The 18,825-nt window shown below is 69.4% G+C and carries 16 protein-coding genes; 11 read left to right on the top strand and 5 right to left on the bottom strand.

Features of this window, described 5'->3' with window-relative positions; all coding sequences use genetic code 11:
* Positions 1 to 25: 25 nt before the first annotated feature.
* The 3 genes from tkt to LPC10_RS22900 all read right to left on the bottom strand — a co-directional run bounded on the left by tkt (position 26) and on the right by LPC10_RS22900 (position 4,836).
* Positions 26 to 2,101 carry a transketolase gene (gene tkt, locus LPC10_RS22910; RefSeq protein WP_231344544.1) on the bottom strand — a complete coding sequence of 692 codons (2,076 nt, stop codon included), beginning with the start codon at positions 2,099 to 2,101 and terminating at the stop codon, positions 26 to 28.
* A 51-nt stretch (positions 2,102 to 2,152) separates the two neighbouring features.
* Positions 2,153 to 4,012, bottom strand: coding sequence for a glycoside hydrolase family 15 protein (locus tag LPC10_RS22905; protein WP_231344543.1), 1,860 nt, complete (start codon positions 4,010 to 4,012; stop codon positions 2,153 to 2,155).
* A gap of 206 nt (positions 4,013 to 4,218) precedes the next feature.
* Positions 4,219 to 4,836: a hypothetical protein gene (locus LPC10_RS22900; protein WP_231344542.1), complete on the bottom strand. Its 618-nt coding sequence runs from the start codon at positions 4,834 to 4,836 to the stop codon at positions 4,219 to 4,221.
* 236 nt (positions 4,837 to 5,072) lie between these two features.
* On the opposite strand from LPC10_RS22900, the gene LPC10_RS22895 reads away from it, so the two are divergent.
* The 8 genes from LPC10_RS22895 (at position 5,073) to LPC10_RS22860 (ending at position 14,770) form a co-directional block, all read left to right on the top strand.
* Positions 5,073 to 5,660, top strand: coding sequence for an ANTAR domain-containing response regulator (locus tag LPC10_RS22895; RefSeq protein ID WP_108942211.1), 588 nt, complete (start codon positions 5,073 to 5,075; stop codon positions 5,658 to 5,660).
* Positions 5,657 to 6,673, top strand: coding sequence for a CmpA/NrtA family ABC transporter substrate-binding protein (locus LPC10_RS22890; protein WP_231344541.1), 1,017 nt, complete (start codon positions 5,657 to 5,659; stop codon positions 6,671 to 6,673). Before LPC10_RS22895 ends, LPC10_RS22890 begins: the two co-directional genes overlap by 4 nt.
* 487 nt (positions 6,674 to 7,160) lie before the next feature.
* Entirely contained in the window at positions 7,161 to 8,453 is a 1,293-nt protein-coding gene (locus tag LPC10_RS22885) for a CmpA/NrtA family ABC transporter substrate-binding protein (RefSeq protein ID WP_231344540.1), read from the top strand.
* Positions 8,453 to 9,310 carry a nitrate ABC transporter permease gene (ntrB, locus tag LPC10_RS22880; RefSeq protein WP_231344539.1) on the top strand — a complete coding sequence of 286 codons (858 nt, stop codon included), beginning with the start codon at positions 8,453 to 8,455 and terminating at the stop codon, positions 9,308 to 9,310. The genes LPC10_RS22885 and ntrB overlap by 1 nt, the downstream gene beginning before the upstream one ends.
* 13 nt (positions 9,311 to 9,323) lie before the next feature.
* The gene (locus LPC10_RS22875; RefSeq protein ID WP_231344538.1) at positions 9,324 to 10,118 is read left to right on the top strand and encodes an ABC transporter ATP-binding protein; all 795 of its coding nucleotides are present in this window, start codon (positions 9,324 to 9,326) and stop codon (positions 10,116 to 10,118) included.
* Positions 10,119 to 10,143: 25 nt separating this feature from the next.
* Positions 10,144 to 11,364: an NAD(P)/FAD-dependent oxidoreductase gene (locus LPC10_RS22870; protein WP_231344537.1), complete on the top strand. Its 1,221-nt coding sequence runs from the start codon at positions 10,144 to 10,146 to the stop codon at positions 11,362 to 11,364.
* Positions 11,365 to 11,375: 11 nt separating this feature from the next.
* On the top strand, positions 11,376 to 13,169 hold the full coding sequence (locus tag LPC10_RS22865) for a NirA family protein (protein ID WP_231344536.1): 1,794 nt from the start codon (positions 11,376 to 11,378) through the stop codon (positions 13,167 to 13,169).
* Positions 13,166 to 14,770, top strand: a complete 1,605-nt coding sequence (locus LPC10_RS22860) for a sulfite reductase subunit alpha (RefSeq protein ID WP_231344535.1) — start codon at positions 13,166 to 13,168, stop codon at positions 14,768 to 14,770. Before LPC10_RS22865 ends, LPC10_RS22860 begins: the two co-directional genes overlap by 4 nt.
* 144 nt (positions 14,771 to 14,914) lie before the next feature.
* Here the strand turns inward: LPC10_RS22860 and LPC10_RS22855 are convergent, their stop codons facing one another.
* On the bottom strand, positions 14,915 to 15,820 hold the full coding sequence (locus LPC10_RS22855; RefSeq protein WP_231344533.1) for a LysR family transcriptional regulator: 906 nt from the start codon (positions 15,818 to 15,820) through the stop codon (positions 14,915 to 14,917).
* Between the two features lie 153 nt (positions 15,821 to 15,973).
* Here LPC10_RS22855 and LPC10_RS22850 point away from each other — a divergent pair, with 153 nt between their 5' ends.
* Both LPC10_RS22850 and LPC10_RS22845 read left to right on the top strand, forming a co-directional pair.
* Positions 15,974 to 16,600, top strand: coding sequence for a glutathione S-transferase family protein (locus LPC10_RS22850; RefSeq protein WP_231344531.1), 627 nt, complete (start codon positions 15,974 to 15,976; stop codon positions 16,598 to 16,600).
* On the top strand, positions 16,597 to 17,520 hold the full coding sequence (locus LPC10_RS22845) for a pyridoxamine 5'-phosphate oxidase family protein (RefSeq protein ID WP_231344530.1): 924 nt from the start codon (positions 16,597 to 16,599) through the stop codon (positions 17,518 to 17,520). The genes LPC10_RS22850 and LPC10_RS22845 overlap by 4 nt, the downstream gene beginning before the upstream one ends.
* A 54-nt stretch (positions 17,521 to 17,574) precedes the next feature.
* Here LPC10_RS22845 and LPC10_RS22840 read toward each other — a convergent pair whose 3' ends face one another.
* Positions 17,575 to 18,276: a hypothetical protein gene (locus tag LPC10_RS22840; RefSeq protein WP_370644607.1), complete on the bottom strand. Its 702-nt coding sequence runs from the start codon at positions 18,274 to 18,276 to the stop codon at positions 17,575 to 17,577.
* A 180-nt stretch (positions 18,277 to 18,456) separates the two neighbouring features.
* Here LPC10_RS22840 and LPC10_RS22835 point away from each other — a divergent pair, with 180 nt between their 5' ends.
* A complete protein-coding gene (locus tag LPC10_RS22835; protein ID WP_231344528.1) occupies positions 18,457 to 18,786 on the top strand; it encodes a hypothetical protein in 330 nt (109 codons plus the stop codon).
* Positions 18,787 to 18,825 lie beyond the last annotated feature (39 nt).

The following is an 18,825-nucleotide window of genomic DNA, read 5'->3' as shown; positions in this document are numbered from 1 at the left end:
GGGAGAGGGTTCATCGCCTGCGCCCTTATTTCTTGTGCTTGGTCACCTGCGCGCGGGCGGCTTCGATCACCTTCTCGGCGGTGAAGCCGAACTTGCCGAGCAGGTCCTTGATCGGGGCCGAGGCGCCGAAGGTGTGCATGCCGACGATCGCGCCCGAGGAGCCGGCGTAGCGGTCCCAGCCGATCACGCTGCCCTGCTCCACCGCCACGCGCGCCAGCACGTCCGGCGGCAGGACGCTGTTGCGGTAGGCCTCGTCCTGGCGCTCGAACAGCTCCCAGGACGGCATCGAGACGACGCGGGCCTTCACGCCCTCGCCCTTCAGGGTCTCGTAGGCGCCGATGCAGAGCTGCACCTCGGACCCGGTGCCGATCAGGATCACGTCCGGCGTGCCGTCGCTGTCGGCCAGCACGTAGGCACCCTTCGCCGTGCCCGAGGCGGGCGCGTATTTTGTGCGGTCGAAGGTCGGCAGCGGCTGGCGCGAGAGCGCCAGCACCGCCGGCTGGTCCTTCAGCGAGAAGATCACCCGGTAGGCCTCGGCCACCTCGTTGGCATCGGCCGGGCGCAGCGTCACGAGGCCGGGGATGCAGCGCAAGGAGAGCAGTTGCTCCACCGGCTGGTGGGTCGGCCCGTCCTCGCCCACGCCGATCGAGTCGTGGGTGAAGATGTGGAAGACCGGCAGCTCCATCAGCGCAGCGAGCCGGATCGGCGGGCGCATATAATCGGCAAAGACCAGGAAGGTCGCGCCGTAGGCCCGCAGGCCCACGAGGCCGAGGCCGTTCACGATCGAGCCCATGGCATGCTCGCGCACGCCGAAATGGATGTTGCGCCCGCCCGGCTCGAACGGGGTCAGCGAGCCCGCGCCCTCGAAGGTGAGGTTCGACTTGTTGGAGGGCGCGAGATCGGCCGAGCCGCCGAGCAGGAACGGCACGTGCTTGGCGATGGCGTTGAGCACCTTGCCGGAGGATTCGCGGGTCGCGAGGCCCTTCGCGTCGGCTTCAAAAACCGGGATGTCGCGGTCCCAGCCCTGGGGCAGCCGGCCTTCGAGGAAGGCGGAGAGTTCCTCGGCGTGCTCGGCATCGGCTGCCTTGGCCGCCTCGAAAAAGCCCTGCCACTGGCTGTAGAGCGCGGCGCCGCGCTTGCCGATGCCCTCGGCGAAGGTCTCGTAGACCCCGTCCGGCACGAGGAACTCGGAATCCTCCGGCCAGCCATAGGCGCGTTTGGCGCCCTTCACCTCGTCGGGGCCGAGCGCGTCCGAGTGAGCCTTCGACGTGTTCTGCTTGGTCGGCGCGCCGTAGCCGATGATCGAGTTGACGATGATCAGGGTCGGGCGGTCGCTCGATTGCAGGAAGGTCTCGAGCGCCGAGGCGATGGCGTGGGTGTCGTTGGCATCGGCCACCCGCAGCACCTGCCAGCCATAGGCGAGGAAGCGCGCGGCGACCTCCTCCGAGAAGGCGAGTTCGGTGTGGCCCTCGATGGTGATGGTGTTGTTGTCGTAGATCCAGCACAGGTTCGACAGGCGCAGGTGCCCGGCGATCGAGGCCGCCTCCTGGCTGACGCCCTCCATCAGGTCGCCGTCCGAGCAGATGGCGTAGACGTTGTAGTCGAACAGCGGCAGGTCGGGCCGGTTCAGGCGCTCGCCCTTGAAGCGGCCGCCGATCGCCATGCCGACGGAATTCGCCACACCCTGGCCGAGCGGGCCGGTGGTGGTCTCGACGCCGGTGGTGAAGTGGTATTCCGGGTGGCCCGGCGTCCGGCTGTCGAGCTGCCGAAACTTCTTAATGTCGTCGAGCGAGATAGCGGGCGTGTTGCCGCCGTCCTTCTCCGCGACCCGAGCCAGATGCAACAGCCCGTAGAGCAGCATCGAGGCGTGACCCGCCGAGAGCACGAAGCGGTCACGGTTGGGCCAGTGCGGATGGGCCGGATCGTATCGCAGATACCGGTTCCACAGTGTGTAGGCGACGGGAGCCAGCGCCATCGGCGCGCCGGCATGGCCGGAATTCGCCTTCTGCACCGCGTCGATCGCGAGCGTCCGGATCGTGTCGATCGCGAGCTTGTCGCCCTCGCTCAGGGCCGCCTTCGGGCTCGTGTCTGCACCGCTCATGGAGTACCCGTCTTTCTCGCTTCCATTGCCCGCCCGCCGGACGGGATGCGCCTACCGCGCTGCAACGGATTCGCCTACCCTCGACTCGGAATGGTCCGCGCCGCTGCCTCGTTCCGTCGCCGGACCGACCGCGCGGCTGTAATTGAGGATCGTGTTCACGAGTGCAACATGCGTGAACGCCTGAGGGTAGTTCCCCACCAGCCGTTTTTCGCGCACGTCGTACTCCTCCGAGACCAATCCGAGATCGTTGCAGACGCCGATCAGGCGCTCGATCAGCGCCCGCGCCTCCTGGCAGCGGCCGAGCCCGATCAGGTTGTCGGCGTACCAGAAGCTGCAGGGCAGGAAGGCGCCCTCGTTGCCGGGCAGGCCGTCGGTAGTCTGGCCTTCGGTTTCGTAGCGCAGGATGAAGCCGTCGCGCATCAGGTGCCGCTCGATCGCCGCCACCGTGCCGATCACGCGCGGATCGTCCTGCGGCAGGAAGCCCATGTGCGCGACCAGCAGCAGGCTCGCGTCGAGCGCCTTGCTTCCGTAGGACTGGACGAAGCTGTTCAGCTCGGGGTCGAAGCCCTTCTCGCAGACCTCGGCGTGAATCTCGTCGCGGATCGCCTTCCAATGATCGACCGGCGGTTCCACGGAGTGCAGATCGTCCACGCCCATCATCTCGACGCTGCGGATCGCCCGGTCGAAGGCAACCCAGGCCATCACCTTGGAGTGGACGAAGTGGCGCCGCCCGCCGCGCACCTCCCAGATGCCTTCGTCAGGCTCGCGCCAGGCGGTCTCGAGGTGCTTGATCAGCGCCTGGCCGACGCGCAGGCCCTCCTTGTTCTGCCCCATGCCGCCGGCGCGGGCCTGGAACAGCGCGTCGAAGACCTCGCCGTAGACGTCGAGCTGGAACTGCGCGATCGCCGCGTTGCCGACGCGCACCGGCCTTGAGCCCTCGTAGCCGGGCAGCCAGTCGAGTTCGATTTCCGGCAGAAGCCGCTCTCCGGCGATGCCGTAAAGGATGTGCGCCTGCTCCGGGTTGCCGGCCACCGCCCGGGTCAGCCAGTCGCGCCACGCGCGGGCCTCCTCCATGTAGCCCGAATCCATCAGGGCGAGCAGCGTGAAGGTCGAGTCGCGCAGCCAGCAGAAGCGATAGTCCCAGTTGCGCACCCCGCCGAGTTCCTCGGGCAGGGAGGTGGTGGGCGCGGCGACGATCCCGCCGGTCGGGCGGTAGATCAGCGCCTTCAGCGTCAGGAGCGAGCGGCGCAGGATGTCGTTCCAGGGCGTCTCCAGGGTGCAGCGGCTCGACCATTCGCGCCAGAAGCGGTTGGTGTCGTCGAGCCAGCGGCGCGGCTCGATCGGGGCAGGGTCCTCCTCGTGCGAGGCGCCGTAGCTGAGGACGAACCGAACCGCGTCGCCCTTGTAGACCGTAAATTCCGAGACCGTCGTCTGGCGGGTGGAGCCGCGCATCGGCGCGTTGGTGCGCAGCACGACCTTGTGCGGCCCGGAGATGGCGCGCAGGTCGCCGAGTTCGCTGCGCGACACCCACGGCACCGCCGAACCGTAATCGAAACGCACAGCCAGTTCCATGCGCATCGCCATCCGGCCACGCACGCCCTCGACGAGGCGGATGACGTGGCTGCCGTCGCCGACGGGCATGAAGTCGGTAACGCGGACCTCGCCTTCATGGGTCTTATGCGTCGTCTCCAGCACCAGCGAGCCGGTGCGGTAGCGCCAGGAATGCTGCGCGCCCTCGGCTGCGGGGGCCAGCTTCCAGAAGCCGTGCTCCTCCGTTCCGAGCAGGCTCGCGAACAACGCCGAGGCGTCGAAGCGCGGCATGCACAGCCAATCGATGCTGCCGTCGCGCCCGACCAGGGCAGCGGTGCGGCCGTCGCCGATCAGGGCGTAATCCTCGATCCGTCCCGCCATCCCGGTCTCCGTCGTCGCGTCCGAGCCGAACGGCGTGGGGGATACGCGGGCTTCGGCTTTCTAACAGGGCATCACGCGCGCAAAAGCCGCCTCGCTGCGGAGGCGGGCGCAATCGCGGCTGTGCCCCGCGCGAAGTGGCGCAGCGGCCGCGCTTCGCAAGGTTTCCGGACTAAACGATTCTGAGAACGCCGGGCCGGTGCGCGGGCTCAGCGCAGTTCCGACACGAGACTGACGACCGAGCTGCCGAGGCTCGTCACGCCGGTCGCAACACCCGTCGCCGCTCCGGTGCCGGCCCGGCGGGCCGCATCCCAGGCCGCATCGACGGCGGCGAAGGGGAGGGCACCGGTGGGAAGGAAGCGGTCGTCCTCTTCCTCCGCGCGGGCCATCGCGGCAGGCGCCGGGACGACCGGCTCCGCATTCTTCTGGGGGTTCGCCGGCTGGGTCGTCACCATCCGGCTGGCAGGCGCGCGACGGCGCTCGGGCCGGGCGGCGACACGCGGAGGACGGGCTGCGGCCGGCGCGGCCTCGCTCGCCGCGACGAGGGGCATGAGGCGGGCGAAGGTTTCGCTGGCCGGCCCCGCCTCGACGTCGGCGAGGAGCGCCTTGCCCGGATCGAACACCGCGAGGCCAGGCGCCGCGGCCATGGCCGGAACCGGCCGCGACGAGCCGGCCGGTTCCATGGTCGGTCCCTTGGCCGGCTCGCGGCAGGCGAGCGACAGCAGCGCGGCGACCACGGCGAGGCCGAGCGTCGGCAGGAAAGGGGGAAGCACGGGGCGAGGGGTCGCGGACACGTCCGGCTTCCGCAGCAGATCGACGACGCGCATGGACCGACCCCTCTCAATGGATTCGTGAACGGCTTGAGTGTGCGCCCCGGTTTGCGGCAGAAGCGGGGCCGACAGATGTCCGGTTCGTAACTGTTGTCGCAGATCGTCGCGGATCGGGCGGCGCACGGCTTGCGTGTCAGCCGACCTTTGGTGCCATCAGCACGTTCTCAAAACACCTGCTCCTCCAACTCCCACCCGCACGTCCTCCTCGAACGGATCGAACCATTCGGGCCTCGATGACCGAGACCAGCCTCACCGTCGCCGTGATCGACCCGAGCCCCGCCCGCGCGGCCATCCTGGAGGAGGGCCTGCGGGCCTCGGGCGTCGACAGGGTCGTCGTCCTGCCCGACGGGCCCGATCTCCAGGCGCGGGTGGCGGGCCTCAAGCCCGACGTGATCGTGGTGCATCTGGAGAGCCCGAGCCGCGACGTGCTGGAGCAGATGTCGGGCCTGTCCCGGCAGGCGGAGCGGCCGGTGGCGATGTTCGTGGACCGCTCGGACCAGACCATGATGCAGGCGGCGGTCGATGCGGGCATCTCGGCCTACGTGGTCGATGGCCTGCGGACCGAGCGGATCCGCTCGATCCTCGACATCGCCATCCTTCGCTTCAACGCCTTCGCGCGGCTCCAGCGCGAACTCGACGAGGCCCGCTCCGAACTCGCCGACCGCAAGCTGATCGAGCGGGCCAAGGGCATCCTGATGACGCGCAAGGGGATGAGCGAGGACGAGGCCTACAAGCTCCTGCGCCGGCAGGCGATGAACGAGAAGCGCAAGATCGTCGACATCGCCCGCGCCATCGTTACCGCGGCGGACCTGCTCGGATGAGACTCAGGCTCGGATACGTTCCGCTCACCGATGCTGCCCCCGTGATCGCGGCGGCCGAGATGGGCTTCGCGCGGGCCGAGGGGCTCGAGATCGCGCTGTCGCGCGAGCCGTCCTGGGCAACCCTGCGCGACCGGCTGGCGCTCGGCCATCTCGACGCCGCGCACATGCTCGGGCCGCTCGCCATCGCCAGCGCATTGGGGCTCTCGGGGCCGCAGGCAGACATCAGCGTGCCGATGGCGCTCGGTCTCAACGGCAATGCGGTGACCGTCTCGAACGCGCTCTGGGCGGCGATGGCGCCCGAGAGCGACGGTCTCACCGACGTGGCGGCGAGCTTCGCCCGGGTCGCCCGCACGCGGGCCGGGGAGGGACGTCCGCTCACCATCGGCACCGTGCATCCCTTCTCCAGCCATTCCTACCAGCTTCGCCTGTTCGCGGGCCTCGGCGGGCTCGATCTCGACGCCGCGGTGCGCCTCGTCGTGGTTCCGCCGCCCGATACGGTGGATGCGCTCGGGCGCGGACGCATCGACGGCTTCTGCGTCGGCGCGCCCTGGAACAGCGTCGCGGTCGCTGCCGGCCTCGGCCGGATCGCGGCGCTCGGCTGCGAGATCGCACCCGATTGCCCGGAAAAGGTGCTGGCCCTGCCTGCCGAGGGAGCGGACTTCATGCCTCCCCTGGTGCGGGCCGTCCATCGGGCCGGGCTGTGGTGCGCCGATCCGGCCAACCGCGTCGCCCTGAGCACCCTGCTCGCCGCGCGCGCCGAGCTCGATTCGGATGCCGCGCTCATCGCCCGCACGCTCGCCGGTGCGCTGATCGTGGATGCCGGCGGGCGCGAGCGTGCGAACCCGGCCTATCTGCGCCTCGACGCCGCGACCCATCGGCCGGACCCGGCCCATGCCCGCTGGCTGGTCACGCAGATGATCGCCTGCGGGCAGGTCGCGCCCGGCGGCGACGCGGCGGACCGAGCGGCCGCGCTCTACCGACCGGACCTCCTCGAGGCGGCCATCGGCGGGTGAGCTCCCTTCGAGCGCGTCGAACCCACTTGGGCTGCGCATCGCGGCATCAGCAGCCCATTTTTTGTGCAGCGCCATCGATCTCCGGCCTGTCGACCGCGTGCAATGCAGCAAGGGGTCCGTTACGGCGGCCCGGCGTGGCGACCTTGCCCGCCCTGAGCGCGTCCCTGCATCGGTCTCACACCCTTCCCGGCCGGTTGGTCCGGTTCGGCGCCGTCATCTCGGGGCGCTGCAACACGAAGCTGGGGTGACGGAAAGCGGCGTCGAAGCGATCGAGCCGAGACCGGACGACACGTCAAACCGCTCCTGACACCGCCTTTGGCACGGCTCCTGCAAAGCCGTTCGCACGGGCTCGCCAACGGTGACGGGCCTCAAACGTCAGCAAAGCCGCTGATCCGGAATGCCCGCACGCGACGAATGTCGATCGCGCAGGCGATCCCCGGACAGCGGCTTTTTTCATGTGCAGACAGCGCACCGGAGCGAAGAGCGGATGAGCATCGATCACGGCAACACGACCCGTCGCGGCGTCCTCAAGGGAGCGGCGGCCGCCCTCGCCCTGGCGGGTGCCGCCCGCGCCGCCCTGCCGGTCGGTGCCTTCGCGCAGGGCGCGGGGCCCGAGGTGAAGGGCGCCAAGCTCGGCTTCATCGCGCTCACCGACGCGGCGCCGCTCTTCGTGGCCAAGGAGAAGGGCATCTTCGCCAAATACGGACTGCCCGAGACAGAGGTGCTGAAGCAGGCGAGCTGGGGCACGACCCGCGACAACCTCGTGCTCGGCTCCGAGGGCAACGGTATCGACGGCGCCCACATCCTCAGCCCGATGCCCTACCTGATTTCGGCGGGCCGGGTGACGCAGAACAACGTGCCCGTGCCGATGTACATCATGGCCCGGCTCAACCTGAACGGTCAGTGCATCTCGATCGCCAAGGAGCATATCGACCACAAGATCGGGCTGGACACCAAGCCGTTCAAAGCGGTGCTGGAGGCCAAGAAGGCGTCGGGCAAGGCGGTGAAGGCGGCCATGACCTTCCCCGGCGGCACCCACGATCTCTGGATCCGCTACTGGCTCGCCGCCGGCGGCATCGACCCCGACAAGGACATCGAGACCATCGTCGTGCCCCCGCCTCAGATGGTGGCGAACATGAAGGTCGGCACGATGGACTGCTTCTGCGTCTGCGAGCCGTGGAACGAGCAGCTCATCCATCAGGGCATCGGCTATACCGCCATCACCACCGGCGAACTCTGGAAGGACCACCCGGAGAAGGCCTTCGCCATGCGTGCGGCCTGGGTCGACAAGTACCCCAACGCGGCGAAAGCCCTGCTGATGGCGGTGATGGAGGCCCAGCAATGGTGTGAGAAGCCCGAGAACCGCGACGAGATGGCGGCGATCGTGGCCAAGCGGCAGTGGATCAACGTGCCGGTGGCTGACGTCGTCGACCGGATGAAGGGCAAGTTCGATTACGGCACCGGCCGCGTCGTCGAGAACAGCCCCTTCACCATGAAATTCTGGGCCGACAACGCCTCCTACCCGTACCAGTCGCACGACCTCTGGTTCCTCACCGAGGACATCCGCTGGGGCAAGTTCGACGCGCAGACCGACACCAAGGCGCTGATCGGCAAGGTCAACCGCGAGGATCTCTGGCGCGAGGCTGCCAAGGCCCTCGGCGTCTCCGCGATCCCGACCTCCACCTCGCGCGGCGTCGAGACGCTGTTCGACGGCAAGGTCTTCGATCCCGATAACCCCGCCGCCTACCTCGCCAGCCTCGGCATCAAGAAGGTCGCGTGATGGCTACCGGAGCAACCCTCGCGGCCACCCGCGAACGCGCCGCCAAGGCCCGCGCGCCCTTCGTCACCCTGGCCGGCTTGCGTGGCGTCGCCGCCCGCGTCCTGCCGCCGCTCGTCGTCCTGGCGGGCTTCCTGCTCCTATGGGAGGTGCTGTGCTCCTCCCCCACCGCCGGCCTGCCGCCGCCCTCGCGGGTGGTGGCGGAGGCCTGGGACATCATCGTCGATCCATTCTACGACAACGGCGGCACCGACAAGGGCCTGTTCTGGCATATCGCCGCGAGCCTGAAGCGCGTGGCGCTGGGCTTCTCGCTGGCAGTCGTGGCCGGCGTCCTGCTCGGCACGCTCGTCGGCCAGTCCGAATGGGCGATGCGCGGGCTCGACCCGATCTTCCAGGTGCTGCGCACGATCCCGCCGCTGGCGTGGCTCCCGCTCTCGCTCGCCGCCTTCCGCGACGGCCAGCCCTCGGCGATCTTCGTGATCTTCATCACCTCGATCTGGCCGATCATCATCAACACGGCGGTCGGCATCCGCAACATTCCGCAGGACTACCGCAACGTCGCCGCCGTCATCCGGCTGAACCCGATCGAGTTCTTCTACAAGATCATGCTGCCCTCGGCGGCACCCTACATCTTCACCGGTCTTCGCATCGGTGTCGGCCTGTCCTGGCTCGCTATTGTCGCGGCCGAGATGCTGATCGGCGGCGTCGGCATCGGCTTCTTCATCTGGGATGCGTGGAACTCCTCCCACATCTCCGAGATCATCGTCGCCCTCGTCTATGTCGGCCTCATCGGCTTCGTCCTCGACCGGCTGGTCGCCGGCGTCGGCGTGCTGGTGACCCGCGGCACCTCCGCAAGCTGAGGGAGCAACAAACATGGCCCACCTCACTCTCTCACAGGTCGGCATCACCTTCCGCCGCGGGGCTAACACCTCTGAGGTCCTGCGCGACGTGAACCTCGACATCGCCAAGGGCGAGTTCGTCTCGATCATCGGGCATTCGGGCTGCGGCAAGTCGACGGTGCTCAACATCGTCGCCGGCCTGCTCAAGGCCTCCACCGGCGGCGTGCTGCTCGACGGCAAGGAAGTGAACGCCCCCGGCCCCGACCGCGCCGTGGTGTTCCAGAACCACTCGCTCCTGCCCTGGCTGACGGTGCGCGAGAACGTGGCGCTGGCCGTCGACAAGGTGCTCAAGGGCAAGAAGACCCGCACCGAACGCGCCCAGTGGATCGAGCACAACCTCGCGCTGGTGAACATGATGCACGCCGCCGACAAACGCCCGGCGGAGATCTCGGGCGGCATGAAGCAGCGCGTCGGCATCGCCCGCGCGCTGGCCATGGAGCCGACCGTCCTGCTGATGGACGAGCCGTTCGGGGCGCTCGACGCGCTGACCCGCGCCCACCTTCAGGACCAGCTCATGGAGATCCAGACGCGGCTCAGAAACACCGTCATCATGATCACCCACGACGTGGACGAGGCGGTGCTGCTCTCCGACCGCATCGTGATGATGACGAACGGGCCCTCGGCCACCATCGGCGAGATCCTGCCCGTGCCGCTGGCCCGGCCCCGCCGCCGGCTCGATCTCGTGGAGGACGCGACCTACGTCCACGCCCGCGCCGCGGTGCTGGAATTCCTCTACGCCCGCCACGCCAAGCCGGCGCTCGCGGCCTGAATTCGTGAAGGGGGATCACGGGTTCATGAGCGTTAAGGACAGACTCGTCGTCGCCGGCAACGGCATGGCCTCGCTCCGCTTCCTCGAGCGGCTGACGGAGCGGGCGCCGGATCGCTACGACGTGACCGTGGTCGGCGCCGAGCCGGTGGCGGCCTACAACCGGGTGCTGCTCTCCTCGCTGCTCGGCGGTGAGGTGGACGAGGCGGCCTGCGGCTTCCGCCCGCTCTCCTGGTACGAGGCACACGGCATCCGCCTCGTCACCGGCGCGCCGGTGACCGAGATCGACCGGGTCAACCGCATCGCGATGGTCGGGCAGACGCATGTCCTGCCCTACGACAAGCTGGTGCTGGCGGTGGGCTCGCTGCCGATCCGTCTGCCGCTGCCGGGCATCGACCTGCCGGGCGTCCTGACGTTTCGCGATTTCGCCGACGTGGCGGCGATCCGCAAGGCGGCGGTGGAGCACGCCAAAGCGGTCGTGATCGGCGGCGGGCTTCTGGGCCTGGAGGCCGCGGTCGGGCTCGCCCGGCTTGGCGTCGACACCACGCTGGTCCACGTCATGGACCGGGTGATGGAGCGTCAGCTCGACCACACCGCCGCCCGTCTCGTGCGCGCGGCGATGGAAGCCCGCGGGGTCCGGGTGATGCTGTGCGCCGACACGGCGGCGATCGAGGGCGACGGACGGGTCGAGCGGTTGGTGCTGAAGGACGGCACGGTGATTCCGGCCGATCTCGTGGTGATGTCGGTGGGCATCCGCGCCTCGACGGCGCTGGCGCAGGGCTGCGGGCTGACCTGCGGGCGCGGCATCACGGTGGACGACCGGATGACCACCTCCGACCCGGCGATCCACGCGCTCGGCGAATGCGCCGAGCACCGGGGTGTCGTCTACGGCCTGGTCGAGCCCGCCTACGAGCAGGCCGAGGTGCTGTCGCGCGTTCTTCTCGGCGAGGCGGCGGCCTATCCCGGCACGTCGCTGGCCACCAGCCTCAAAGTCTCGGGCCTGCCGGTCTTCTCCGCCGGGCTGGTCGATACGCCCGAGGGCGCCGAGGCCGTCGTGATGCACGACGCCGCCGCCGGGCTCTACCGCAAGCTGATCATCGTCGACGACCGCCTCGCAGGAGCGGTCTTCGTCGGCGATATCGCGGAGCAGGCGCGCTGCAAGGAGCTGATCCGCTCCGGCGCGCCGCTTTCCCCCGACGACCGGGACGACCTGATGTTCGGCCCGGCCCCGAAAACCCTCGCAGCGTGAGTGAGGCAGCGATGGCAGACGAATTCAACGCCGAGCAGACGCGGTATCTCGAAGGCTTCGCCTCGGGCATCGCCGCCGCCCGGATGACCGGCGGCCTCGCGATCGGGCAAGCGGCCGCTTCCGCCCCGCCCGCGGAGCCCACGGGCCCGGATGCGATCCACATCAAGGCGCAGGAGCGCACCGTGAAGGCGGGCGGCAAGCTGTGCGACCAGGAGAAGTGGAAGCGCGCCGAGAACCCCTTCGACGGCCATAATCGCCTGAAGGCGGAGGCCGCCACCGGCAAGGCTCCGAAGCCCGAGGACAATTTCCGCTGGCGCTACCACGGCATGTTCTGGGTCGCGCCGAACCAAGTCTCCTATATGTGCCGGATCCGGGTGCCCAACGGTATCCTGAACCACTGGCAGTTGGCCGGCATCGCCGACCTCGCGGACGCTCATGGCGGCGCCTATAGCCACGTCACCACCCGCGCGGGCCTGCAGGTGCGCGAGATCAACCCGGAGCACGCGCAGCCCTTCCTCGACGGGCTGACCGATCTCGGCCTGACCGCGCAGGGCGCGGGCGCCGACAACATCCGCAACGTCACCGGCTCGCCCGCCGCCGGCATCGACGCGCAGGAACTCTTGGACACGCGGCCCCTCACCAAGGCCTGGCACAACTGGATCCTGAACGACCGCTCGCTCTACGGCCTGCCGCGCAAGTTCAACGTCTCGTTCGACGGCGGCGGCGTGATGCCGGCCCTGGAGGAGACCAACGACATCGGCTTCCAAGCGATCCAAGTGCTGGAGGGCGCCGCCGTCGCGCCGGGCGTCTGGATGCGCCTCGTGCTCGGCGGCATCTCCGGCCACAAGGATCTGGCCCGCGACACCGGGATCATCCTCAAGCCCGAGGACTGCAACCGCGTGGCCGACGCGATCATCCGCGTCTTCATCGAGAACGGCGACCGGACTAACCGCAACAAGGCCCGGATGAAGTACGTCCTCGATGCCTGGGGCTTCGACAAGTACATCGCCGCCGTCGAAGAAAAACTCGGGCGCAAGCTCGACCGGGTCGATCCCGCCTATGTCGCGCCCCGCCGTCCGACCGACCGCTTCAGCCATGTGGGCGTGCACAAGCAGGTCCAGCCCGGCCTGAACTGGGTCGGCGTGGTGCTGCCCGTGGGCAAGATGACCACCGACCAGATGCGGGGGCTGGCCAAGGTCGCGGCCGAGTGCGGCGACGGCCAGATTCGCATGACGGTCTGGCAGAACTTCATCTTCTCGGGTGTGCCGGACGCCAAGGTCGCCGAGGTCGAGGCCCGCGTCGAAGCGCTCGGCCTGACGGTCAAGGCCGCCGGCATCCGCTCCGGGCTCATCGCCTGCACCGGTTCCCGCGGCTGCAAGTTCGCGGCCTCCGACACCAAGGGCCACGCGATGATCATCGCCGATCACGTCGAGAAGACCGTGCCGGCGCTCGACGTGCCGGTGAACGTCCACCTCACCGGCTGCCACCATAGCTGCGCCCAGCACTATATCGGCGATATCGGCCTGATCGGCGCCAAGGTCGTCGTCTCGGAGGAGGGCGACACCGTCGAGGGCTACGACATCGTCGTCGGCGGCGGCTTTGCCGAGAACCCGAAGATCGGCACCGAGATCTGGAAGGCCGTGAAGGCCGAGGACGCGCCCTCGCGCGTCGAGGCCCTGCTCACCACCTATCTCGCCCGCCGCCAGGGCCCGGAGGAGAGCTTCCAGGCCTTCACCGCGCGCACCGGCCCAGAAGCCCTGCGCGATGCTGCCGAAGAACAACCCGCCCTCAAGGCCGCCGCATGACCCAGCACGTCGCGCCCCCCCTCGTTCTCATCCCCGAGAGCGCCCCCTTCAACGCCGACCAGCGCTCCTGGCTGTCCGGCTACTTCGCCGCGCTGCTCGGCCCGGCGGTCGAGGGCGCCACCGCTCTGGCGCCGGGCGAGGCGTCCTCGACGGGCCCCAAGCTCGCCGACAACGACGACGCGCCCTGGCACGACCCGTCGATGCCGATCGACGATCGCATGGCGATCGCCAAGGATCGCTCGGAGCCGCAGAAACTGATGGCCGCCATGGCCCAGCAGGATTGCGGCCAGTGCGGCTACAACTGCGCCGACTACGCCAACGCGATCTTTTTGAAGAGCGAGGAGCGGCTGAACCTCTGCCAGCCCGGCGGCAAGGAAACGCTGCGGATGCTGAAGAAGCTGGAGGAGGAGTTCGGCGCCTCGGGCGGCCCGGCGGCCCCGAAGAAAGCGGAAGGCGACACACCGAAGAAGGAGCCGGAACTCGGGCCGCTGGGCTATTGCCGCGAAAACCCGGTCGAGGCGACCTTCCTCTCCCGCACGCGCCTCAACGCGCCGGGCGGCGAGAAGGAGACTTGGCACATCGAGATCGACCTGAGGGATACGCCGATCCAGTATGAAGCCGGCGACTCTCTCGGCCTGTTCCCGGCCAACGCTCCGGCCCTGGTCGATGCGGTGATCGCCGAACTCGGTACGCGGCCCGAGCGGAAGATCGGCGGCAAGACCCTGCGCGACCGGTTGCTCACCGACTACTCATTGGGTTCGGCGCCGGACAACCTCTACCAGCTCCTGTCGCTGCTGACCTCGGGCGAGGCGCGCAAGAAGGCGCAGGCGCTGGCGGCCGGCGAGGATCCGGACGGCGATGCCGCCTATCTCGACGTGCTCGGCGCGCTCCACAAGTTCCCCGGTGCGCGGCCCGATGCCGAGGTCTTCCTGGAGGCGCTCGACGAGTTGCAGCCGCGGCTCTACTCGATCTCGTCCTCGCCGAAGATGGATGCCGGCCGCGTCTCGCTGACCGTCGATGCGGTGCGCTACAACCATCGCTCGCGGCTGCGCCTGGGCGTCGCCTCGACGCATCTCGGCGAGCGTCTGCCCGAGCAGACCAAGGTCCGCATCTACCTGCAGAAGGCGCACGGCTTCGCCCTGCCGCAGGATGCCTCCAAAGACGTGATCATGTGCGGCCCCGGCACCGGTGTCGCGCCGTTCCGCTCCTTCCTGCGCGAGCGCGCGGCAACGAAGGCGCCCGGCCGCAACTGGCTGTTCTACGGCCACCAGCGGCAGGCGACCGACTTCTTCTACAAGGACGAGCTGAACGGCCTGAAGGACGAGAAGGTGCTGACCCGCCTCTCACTGGCCTGGTCGCGCGATGGCACCGAGAAGACCTACGTGCAGGACCGGATGCGCGAGAACGGCGCCGAGCTGTGGAAGTGGCTGGAGGGCGGCGCCCATTTCTACGTCTGCGGCGATGCCAAGCGCATGGCCAAGGACGTGGAGCGCGCGATCATCGACGTCGCCGCGCAGCACGGCGGCAAGAACCCCGACGAGGCGGTGGCCTATCTCGCCGCCCTGAAGAAGGCCGGGCGTTATCAGGCCGACGTGTACTGAGCGGAGTGGGCGGGGACTCCTTGCCCTCGCCATCATCGCGCGCGACGGCGAAGCGATCCAGCGGCGCGACGAATCCTGAAAGGGAAGAGCCCTTGGATGGCTTCGGCTCCGCGTCGCCATGACGGCGTCGGAGTCTGAGCGGCCTCACCCCGCCGGGTTCACCCTCGGATCGGCGCGCAATCGGGCCACGGCAAGATCGACGAAGGCGCGGGTCTTGGCCGGGGCCCGCCGCCCCTCGGGGCTGACCACGTGGATCGGGACCGGCGCCTCTTCATCGTCGCTGAGCAGGATGCGCAGGCGTCCCTCCGCCACCGCCGGCGCGACCTGATAGGACAGCAGCCGCACGATTCCTCCCCCGTCGAGGGCCGCGGCGAGCGCCGCATCCACGGTGTTGCAGGTGAGCCGGGGATGGACCGCGACCACGATGCGCCGCTCGGGTCCGAACCGCCATTCCGGTAGGGCACCGGGGCTCCACGCGCCGATCACCGCGTGTTCGCGCAGGTCGCGGGGCGTCTCGGGTATGCCGTGCCGTTCGAGATAACTCGGCGCGGCGCAGATGACCCGACGCACGCTGCCGACGCGGATCGCGCTCAGCCCGGAATCGGCGAGGTGCCCGATCCGCACGCCGACATCGATGCCCTCCTCGATCATGTTGCTGATTCGGTCGAGGAAGAGCGCGCGGATCGACACGGCCGGATGGCGCGCGAGATAGTCGGTCAACACCGGCAGCACGTAGAGGCGGCCGAACTGCACCGGCGCCGTCAGCGTCAGCATACCGGTCGGCGTCGCGGTCGAACCGGCGGCGGCCGCCTCGGCTTCCGCGATCTCGGACAGGATTCGGCGGCAATCCTCGAGATAGCGGCCGCCCGCGTCGGTCAGCTTCACCGAGCGCGTGGTGCGGATGAACAGCCGCGCGCCGATAGCGATCTCGAGCGCCGCGACCGCACGGGTAACGGCGGCCGGACTCATGCCGAGCGCCCGGGCCGCTCCGGCGAAGCCGCCGCTCTCGGCCACCCGCACGAACACACGCATTCCCTGCAACCGATCCATGACGGCGCCCTCCGGAAACCCCTTCCCGGCGAGCAGAGAGGCGATTGTTCCGCATAACGCAACAGTTGCTTGCCGATTATACCAGTTCACCTCGCGGCCCAGAGGGAGTGTGATCGATCCACAGCCGATCCAGCGGCTCGCGGAGACACCCCCATGAAGCTCTACAGCCTGACGCTCTCGGGCCACGCCCACCGAGCGCGCCTGTTCCTGTCGCTGCTCGGCCAGCCCTTCGAGACGGTCGAGGTCGATTTCGCCAGCGGTCAGAACCGTTCGCCGGACTTCCTGGCGATGAATTCGTTCGGGCAGGTTCCCGTCCTCGACGACAACGGCGTGATCGTGCCTGATTCGAATGCCATCCTCGTCTACCTCGCCAAGAAGCTCGGGCGCGGCGACTGGCTGCCCGAGGATGCGGAAGGGGCAGCGCGCGTCCAGCGCTGGCTCTCGGTTGCAGCCGGCCCCATCGCCTACGGCCCCTGCGCTGCCCGGCTCGTCACGCTGTTCGGTGCCGGCTTCGATGCAGCGGAGGTGATCGCCCGCGCCCACCAGATCCTGGCGCTGATCGATGCGGAATTGTCGGCACGCGATTGGCTCGCCGCCGAGCGCCCGACCATCGCCGACGTGGCGCTCTACAGCTACATCGCCGCCGCTCCCGAGGGGAACGTCGATCTCGCGGCCTACCGACATGTCCGCGCGTGGCTCGCCCGCATCGAGGCGCTGCCCGGCTTCGTGGCGCTTCCGGCCTCGCCGGTCGGCCTGAACGCGGCGGGAGGTTCGGCATGAGCGCGCAGGCCGCAGCCCCATCCTGGCCCTGGCACCGGGGCGAGGTGGCGATGCAGGAGCATGTCGGCATCGCCGGGCGGATGGCGGAACTCGGACCGCGGATGATCCGCGATCACCTGATCGAGCAGCACCGGGCGTTCTTCCCGCTCCTGCCGTTCGCGGTGCTCGGCAGCGTGGACGGGGAGGGGCGCCCCTGGGCGACCCTGCGCGAGGGGGCGCCGGGCTTCCTCCACGCGCCGGACCCGCTTCACCTCCGGGTGGAGGCGCCGCGCGATGCCGACGATCCCGCCGAGGCGGGATTGGAGGACGGGGCGGGTGTGGGTCTGCTCGGGATCGAGCTGGCTACGCGCCGCCGTAACCGCCTCAACGGACGGATCGAGCGGAGCGGTCCGGAGGGGTTCGCGGTCCGGGTCGAGGAGAGCTTCGGCAATTGTCCGCAATATATCCGCGTTCGACACGCGTCGGAACCGGACCGGCCGCGCGAATCACGGTCGCGCCCTCGCATGTCGGACCGGCTCGACGCAGCAGCGCGAGCAGTGATCGCGGCAGCGGAGACCTTCTTCGTCGCGAGCGCCGTCGAGGCACCGGACGGCCGGCGGCGGGTCGATGTCTCGCACCGGGGCGGGCCGGCCGGTTTCGTGCGGATCGGAGCCGACGGCCGCCTCACGATTCCCGACTATTCAGGCAACCGTGCCTTCAACACGCTGGGAAACATGATGGAAAACCCATGGGCGGGGCTCGTCTTTCCGGATTTCGCGACCGGCGATCTGCTGCAGATGAGCGGGCGCACCGAAATCGTGCTCGATCCGGCGGCGGAGGAACGGAGCGAAGGCGCCGAGCGCCTGTGGCGGTTCGTGCCGGAGCGGGTCGTGTTCCGGGCGGGCGCGCTGCGGCTGCGGTTTGCCGTCGATGCAGCGTAGAGCATCGTCCCGAAAGCCGGCGACCACCTTTCGGGACGATGCGCGAGCCGTTCGTCAATCGGATTTGCGGCTGCAGCGGATGTAGTTCGCTTGGCCCTTGCCGCTGCTCCAGGTGAGCCGGTCATGCTCGACGAGGAGGCGGACCTGGGAGGTCCAGCGGCGGCCACGCTCGCTGCAATCGGCGGCCATGGTCCAGGCGCTGCCCTCGCGGCGGTTGTTGCGGAAGCGGCAGACGGTGCGCCCAGCCTTGGCGCCGTCCTCCGTGATGGTGGCGGGCAGGAAGCCGCGGCGGCGCTGGCGCTGGCCGCAAGCGACCGAATTGGGTCCCCAGATGCCGACGAAGGCCGCCCGCTCCACCAGCGGCGCGGCGGGCCGCGGCTCGGCCCGGGCGACCACGGTGTCGAGCGGCGGGGCCGGTGCCGCGACCGTCAGCACCCGCGCCGGGGGGTTGGCGGCAGGTGTGACCGGCCGTTCCGGCTCGGGTAGGCGAACCTCCGGTACGTCGATCCCGTCGGCGGCGGCAAGCCGGGTGTGTCCGGCGTGCGCCGCGACCGGCCCGTCATCGGTGAGCACCACCAGCGTGTAGGCAAACAGGGCGCCCCAGCCCGCAGCGAGGACGACAGGGATCACGAGACGTCGCGACAGGGCGGTGGCGGGAGCCTCCCGCGTCGCGTCCTTCCCGTCCGCGTTGTGACCGTCGTCCGCCATCGCCGTCTCGCCGACCGTCCCTTGCGACTCTGCTCCCGACATCGTCATCGTAGCGTCCGAAAATACCTTTCAGGAAGCAGAACCTGCCGGCGCAGTCGATTTGTAAGCCTAGGAGTCGGGATAGACTCCCGGAATGCGGCAGAGGCACGGCAACCCCTTCCCGGCGCAAGCGGAACCTGCCATGGTCAAGCTTGGCGGCCGCCACCGGCCGTCGGCCGTACCCGCGTGATGAAACCTGTCACCCTCGCCGTTCTCGGCTCGGCATTGGCGCCCTTGCTGACGTCGCCCTTCGCCCTTGCTCCCGCCTTCGCCCAGTCGCGCACGCAGACGGTGCGGCCGACCTGCGCGGAGGCGATGGCCGTGGTGAAGGCGGAAGGCGCGGTGACGCTCGGCTTCGGCGGACGCCCGCCCGAGCGCTTCGTGCGCGACCGCAGCTTCTGCGAGATCACCGAGATTGCCGAGCTGCGCTTCGTCCCCACCCGCGACAACCCGCAATGCCCAATCGGCTACCGCTGCCGCGAGCCGGATTACGGCGACTGGAACTGGGACGCGAACTGATCGCGGTGACGACGCCTTTCGAGAAGTCCGGCCACGGTG

This window comes from Methylorubrum sp. B1-46 (assembly GCF_021117295.1).
Lineage (GTDB): Bacteria > Pseudomonadota > Alphaproteobacteria > Rhizobiales > Beijerinckiaceae > Methylobacterium.
The sequence above is the reverse complement of the archived record's forward strand: the minus strand, read 5'-3'. Positions and strand labels throughout refer to the sequence as shown.

Coding starts and splice junctions, on each gene's coding strand:
- LPC10_RS22890 (WP_231344541.1), top strand. CDS start 5,657: ATGAGACTCAGGCTCGGATACGTTCCGCTCACCGATGCTGCCCCCGTG.
- LPC10_RS22855 (WP_231344533.1), bottom strand. CDS start 15,820: ATGGATCGGTTGCAGGGAATGCGTGTGTTCGTGCGGGTGGCCGAGAGC.
- ntrB (WP_231344539.1), top strand. CDS start 8,453: ATGGCTACCGGAGCAACCCTCGCGGCCACCCGCGAACGCGCCGCCAAG.
- LPC10_RS22895 (WP_108942211.1), top strand. CDS start 5,073: ATGACCGAGACCAGCCTCACCGTCGCCGTGATCGACCCGAGCCCCGCC.
- LPC10_RS22860 (WP_231344535.1), top strand. CDS start 13,166: ATGACCCAGCACGTCGCGCCCCCCCTCGTTCTCATCCCCGAGAGCGCC.
- LPC10_RS22850 (WP_231344531.1), top strand. CDS start 15,974: ATGAAGCTCTACAGCCTGACGCTCTCGGGCCACGCCCACCGAGCGCGC.
- LPC10_RS22870 (WP_231344537.1), top strand. CDS start 10,144: ATGAGCGTTAAGGACAGACTCGTCGTCGCCGGCAACGGCATGGCCTCG.
- LPC10_RS22900 (WP_231344542.1), bottom strand. CDS start 4,836: ATGCGCGTCGTCGATCTGCTGCGGAAGCCGGACGTGTCCGCGACCCCT.
- LPC10_RS22835 (WP_231344528.1), top strand. CDS start 18,457: ATGAAACCTGTCACCCTCGCCGTTCTCGGCTCGGCATTGGCGCCCTTG.
- tkt (WP_231344544.1), bottom strand. CDS start 2,101: ATGAGCGGTGCAGACACGAGCCCGAAGGCGGCCCTGAGCGAGGGCGAC.
- LPC10_RS22905 (WP_231344543.1), bottom strand. CDS start 4,012: ATGGCGGGACGGATCGAGGATTACGCCCTGATCGGCGACGGCCGCACC.
- LPC10_RS22865 (WP_231344536.1), top strand. CDS start 11,376: ATGGCAGACGAATTCAACGCCGAGCAGACGCGGTATCTCGAAGGCTTC.
- LPC10_RS22845 (WP_231344530.1), top strand. CDS start 16,597: ATGAGCGCGCAGGCCGCAGCCCCATCCTGGCCCTGGCACCGGGGCGAG.
- LPC10_RS22840 (WP_370644607.1), bottom strand. CDS start 18,276: ATGACGATGTCGGGAGCAGAGTCGCAAGGGACGGTCGGCGAGACGGCG.
- LPC10_RS22875 (WP_231344538.1), top strand. CDS start 9,324: ATGGCCCACCTCACTCTCTCACAGGTCGGCATCACCTTCCGCCGCGGG.
- LPC10_RS22885 (WP_231344540.1), top strand. CDS start 7,161: ATGAGCATCGATCACGGCAACACGACCCGTCGCGGCGTCCTCAAGGGA.